Origin of the sequence: Nocardia cerradoensis NBRC 101014 (genome assembly GCF_000308535.1) — a bacterium.
Classification (GTDB): Bacteria; Actinomycetota; Actinomycetes; order Mycobacteriales; family Mycobacteriaceae; genus Nocardia; species Nocardia cerradoensis.
In genome coordinates, this window is sequence record NZ_BAFW01000019.1 from 1 (window position 1) to 3,373 (window position 3,373).

The window sequence follows — 3,373 nt, forward strand, 5'->3', positions numbered from 1 at the left end:
GCCGGTGAACCCTGCCAGGTGGTGCGGGACGTGGCCGCCGTGAACGCACAGCCGGCAGCGGATGCGGAGCCGGTCGACGAGGACATGCTCCCGGAGCGAATCCGGCAGACCGTCGCCGCCGGCTTCGACGTCTCGGCCGAGGTCCCGGTACGCGCGCGGGTGTACCGCACCGGGCCCGAGCAGCACACACTGGTGCTGGTCGTCCATCACATCGCCGCCGACGGCTCGTCGATGGCGCCGCTGGCCCGCGACATCTTCACCGCCTACGCGGCGCGCGTGAAAGATGAAGCACCACAATGGAAACCGCTGACGGTCCAGTACGCCGACTACACGCTGTGGCAGCGAGACGTGCTCGGCGCCGAGGACGATCCGGAATCGGTGACGGCGCGCCAGGCCGCCTACTGGACGGCGGCGCTGGCCGACGCGCCGGAGCTGCTGGATCTGCCGGCCGATCATCCACGGCCCGCGACCATGTCGATGACCGGTGGCAGTGTGCGCTTCGATATACCGGCGCGGCTGCATCAGGCGATCGTGGAGCTGGCCCGCCGGGAGGGCGTCACCGTCTTCGTCGTGCTGCATTCCGCGCTGGCGCTCGTGCTGGCGCGTACCGCGCACACCGGCGACATATCGATCGGCACCCCCGTGGCGGGGCGCGGGACGGCGGCGCTGGACGATCTGGTCGGCATGTTCGTCAACACCGTCGTACTGCGCACACCGGTCCGCGACGATGTGTCGTTCGCCGAGTTCGTCGCGCAGGTGCGCGGCATCGACCTCGACGCCCTCGCGCACGCCGATCTGCCCTACGAGCGGTTGGTCGATCTGCTCGACCGGCCCCGGTCCACGGCCTATACGCCGCTGTATCAGGTGCTGTTCGGATTGCAGAAGACTGCGGCGGACCGATTCCGGCTACCCGGCGTCGAGGTGGAACTTGTCGACCCCGGTGTCGCCCAGGCCAAAACCGATCTCACCGTCCTGCTGACCGATGACCCCGGCCGTGCCGGGGCCACCGGAATGGACGGCGAAATCATCTACGCCACCGATCTTTTCGTCGAGTCCACCGCACGGGCGCTGGCGGACCGGTTCGTCCGCGTACTCGACGCGGTGGTCCACGATCCGGCTCGGCCGGTGGGCCAGATCGCGCTGCTCGCCGCCGACGAGGCCGAGCGGCTGGTACCGGCGCGCGGCGGCGCCGCACCCGCACCGCGCCTGCTCCCGGAGCTGCTCGCCACGGCGGTGGCCACCGCTCCCGAGGCGGTCGCGCTGATCGACGGTGCGCGCACCCTCACCTACCGAGAGCTCGACGCCCGCGCGGAAGAACTTGCCGCCCAGCTGTTTTCAGCAGGTGCGAGACCGGGGGTGAGTGTGGCGCTGGCCGTGCCGCGCTCGGCGGACTTTCACATCGCCATGTGGGCGATCGCGAAAACCGGCGCCACCTTCGTCCCGCTGGACCTGCGCTATCCGCCGGAGCGGATCGCCTATCTCCTGCGCGACTCCGGTGCCGGCCTCGGCATCACGACGAGCGCCGTGCGCGCCGCGCTGCCCGGCGATGTGCACTGGCTGATGCTCGACGCACCCCACACCCCGGGCGAGGTCGCGGTGAAACGTCCACGGGCACCGCGGCTTCGGGATGTGGCCTATGTGATCTACACGTCCGGCTCGACCGGGACACCGAAGGGCGTGATGGTCACCCACGAGGGGCTCGCCGCCTTCGCGGCCGAGCAGCGCGACCGCTACCGAGTCGAGCGCAGCTCGCGCATCGTGCAGGTCGCGTCGCCGGCCTTCGACGCCGTCCTGCTCGAAGCGCTGATGGCGCATGCCGCCGGCGCGGCGCTCGTGGTGGCCCCGCCGGAGGTGGTCGGCGGCGCGGACCTGACCGCGCTGATCGCGGCGCACCGGGTGACGCATGCGTTCCTGACCCCGAGTGTGCTGGCGACGATGTCACCCGCCGAGGTCGAGTCGGTGCGGGTGCTCGCGGTCGGTGGCGAGAAGGTGGCCCCCGACCTGATCGCGGCATGGGCGGCCGGGCGGCGGCTGCACCACATCTACGGCCCTACCGAGACGACGATCGTGATCACGATCAGCGATCCGGTGCGTCCGCACGACATCCTCACCATCGGCGGGCCGATCCGCGGTGCCGAGGCGGTGGTGCTGGACGCGCGGCTGCGCCCGGTGCCGATCGGCGTCCCGGGAGAGCTGTACCTCGCCGGGTCAGCACTGGCACGCGGATATCTGAATCGCCCAGCCGTCACGGCGGCGTCGTTCGTGGCGAATCCGTACGGGTCGCCCGGGAGCCGGATGTACCGCACCGGCGATATCGTGCGCTGGACTGAGCAGGCCACGTTGCAGTACGTCGGCCGACTCGATTTTCAGGTCAAGATCCGGGGTCAGCGGGTGGAGCTGGGCGAGATCGATGCCGCCTTGCTCGCACATCCGGCCGTCGCGACAGCGGTCACCGTGACCCGCCCCGGCCCCGGCGGGCGGACCGTGCTCGCGGCCTATGTCACCCTCGGTTCCGCCGCGACGGCCGCACCGGGCGAGATTCTCGAGCGGCTCGCGGCCACCCTGCCCGCGCATATGGTGCCGGCGACGATCACCGTTCTCGACCGGTTGCCGCTCACCTCGACCGGCAAGGTGGATCGAAAAGCGTTGCCGGAACCGGACTTCGACACCGCGACCGAGGGCGCGGCGGCCATCGCCGGCGAGCTCGAACGCACCGTGGCCGCCGCTTTCACCGATGTGCTGGGTGTGCATGGCGTCGGCGCGACGACGTCCTTCTTCGCGCTGGGTGGCGATTCCATCATGTCGATCCAGCTGGCGTCGCGATTGCGGGCCGTCGGGATCGGTGTGACGGCGCGAGACATCTTCGAGCGCAAGACCGTTCGCGGATTGGCGCAGATCGCGCAGGCGCCGGCGCGGGCGGCGCTCGAGGAACTGCCCGGCGGCGGGGTGGGCGAGGTCGCGCTCACGCCGATCGTGGCCTGGTTCGTGGAGTATCTCGGGGCGCCGGCGCGGTTCGCGCAGTCCATGCTCGTGCGGTTGCCGCGCGACGCACGGGTCGAGGACGTCCGTGCGACCGTGCGGGCGGTCGCCGAACGCCACGACGTGCTGCGCTCACGGCTGCGGGCCGGTCGGTGGGATGTGCTGCCGCCGAGCGCATCCGAGTCCGCCGGATCGGTGTCGGTGCGCACCTTCGGCGCCGGCGAACGACCCGGCACGCCGGGCTTCACCGCCGTGGTGGAGGCGGCCTACGCCGGGGCGGGCGACCGGATCGACCCCGCGACCGGTGCGATGGTGCACGTCGTCTGCCTGCTGCCGGAGCCGGGGGTGGAGGCGGAGGCGCGCGCGCTCGTCGTGATCCATCACCTGGCCGTCG

At 71.5% G+C, this 3,373-nt stretch carries 1 protein-coding gene; it reads left to right on the plus strand.

Annotation, left to right across the window (positions count from 1 at the left end; genetic code table 11):
- Positions 1-30 precede the first annotated feature (30 nt).
- Positions 31-3,373: non-ribosomal peptide synthetase (locus tag ON23_RS03715; protein WP_245555903.1), on the plus strand; the 3,343-nt coding region annotated here is incomplete at its 3' end.